Genomic DNA, 1,631 nt, shown 5'->3' with positions numbered 1-1,631 from the left:
GCGACCTTGTTCATCCCCAAAATTCCGTTGCAGTTTCAAGCGTACACTGTTGCTTGAAACCGAGGGCAGGGGGCTTCGTTCCGTCTTGACCGGATCCCGGTCCTATTTGCCGGGCGTATTTCCCGCTGGCCAGGGCATGATCGGAACCGCGCTGATGCTGTTCTTCGGTGACCCGTCGATCAGCTTGTCGCTATAGGCCATATAGACCAGCGTGTTGCGCTTCTGGTCCAGGAACCGCACGACGCGCAGTTTCTTGAAGATCAGGGAACGGCGCTCGGTAAAGACTTCGTCGCCGGGGTCGAATTTGCTCTTGATGGTGATCGGGCCGACCTGCCGGCAGGCAATTGACGCGTCGGAAGTGTCCTCGGCCAAGCCCAAGCCGCCCTTGATCCCACCCGTCCGCGCGGCGGACAGGTAACAGGAGACGCCATCGACAATCGGGTCGTCGAAGACTTGGACCGCGATCTTGTTGTCGGGGCCCAGGAATTTGAAAGTGGTGTTGACGCTGCCGATATCTTCCGCGGCGGCTGGAAGCGCCAGGACGAGCGCGGACAGTAGGGTCAGGTTTTTAAAGGTATTGATGATTGCAGCTCCGGGTTTGGGGGCGGTGCGTGCTTTTCGGCGTGCGCCAGCAGCGCCGCGTTCAGCTCTCCACCGAATATAAAGATGATGGCGCTGATATAGAAGAACATCAGCGTAACGATGACTCCGCCAAGACTGCCGTAAGTGGCGTCGTAGTCCGCGAATTTGCCGAAATAGAGGGTGAGCAGGCTGGCGGTCACAATCCAAATGATCGTGGTCGTCAACGCACCGGGTAAAATCTGCCGAAACGACAAAACGGCATTCGGCAGGATTCGGTGGAGGGCAACCACGCCGATAGCCAAAACAACCAAGGCGGCGCTATAGCGCGCAATATGCCAAAGCTCCTGATCGGCCGGATTCACGAAAGTGAACCATGCAACCACGCGCCAAACCCACGGCCCCAGGATGACCGCCACCGACAGCAGTGTGACCAGCACCGAGCCGACAATGACGATCGCGAAATCCTGCAGCTTGCGCCACCAGAACGAGCGCGTTTCCTCAACGCCGTAGGACAGGTTCAGTGCCAGCCGGAGTGCCGCAACCGACGAAGCAGCGGAGTAGAGGGCAAGCGCCAACCCAATGGTCAGCAAGCTGCCGCTACGATTCTGCGTCACCTGCTGAATCGCCGGCAGCAGAGTCTTCATCATTTCGGGCGGCGCGAAGACGGCCATGGTGCTCAGGAAGTTTTCACCGGTGCTCGTGTCACCGAAGAAACCCGTCACCGAGACCAGGAAGATCATGAACGGAAACAGCGACAGCATGACGGTGAAAGCGATGTATCCGCTGATTTCGATGCCGTTGCGCGAGATCAGCCCGTCGAACGCCTTCCAGCCCAGTTTGAGCGGCCACCACAACGTCACTTGCGCGCGCCCTTCGCGGAACCATTCAGGCGGCGCTGCAGGAAAGCCAGCACGGCGACCTCCTCCGGTGTCAGGTCTGAAATCTCATCGGTCAGCGTCGCGTCTATGTCGTCTTTCAAGCTCGCGGCAAGCGTGCCGTCGAGATAGGCGTCGAGCACCTCCGGATGAACATAGCATTTCCGGCAAATC

At 59.0% G+C, this 1,631-nt stretch carries 2 protein-coding genes and 1 pseudogene; all 3 read right to left on the bottom strand.

Annotation, left to right across the window (positions count from 1 at the left end; genetic code table 11):
- Nucleotides 1–102: 102 nt before the first annotated feature.
- Entirely contained in the window at nt 103–582 is a 480-nt protein-coding gene (locus M0974_RS07255) for a CreA family protein (RefSeq protein WP_297834656.1), read from the bottom strand.
- Nucleotides 561–1,442 (bottom strand): YihY/virulence factor BrkB family protein, encoded by an 882-nt coding sequence (locus M0974_RS07250; protein ID WP_297834653.1) that lies wholly within the window; start codon nt 1,440–1,442, stop codon nt 561–563. Before M0974_RS07250 ends, M0974_RS07255 begins: the two co-directional genes overlap by 22 nt.
- A pseudogene (locus M0974_RS07245) lies at nt 1,439–1,631 on the bottom strand (hypothetical protein); the annotation flags it as partial. The pseudogene M0974_RS07245 and the gene M0974_RS07250, both read right to left, overlap by 4 nt.

The organism is Pseudomonas sp., from assembly GCF_026224925.1.
In the GTDB taxonomy this organism is placed as follows: domain Bacteria; phylum Pseudomonadota; class Gammaproteobacteria; order Pseudomonadales; family Pseudomonadaceae; genus Aquipseudomonas.
This window is presented reverse-complemented; position numbering and strand designations above follow the sequence as displayed.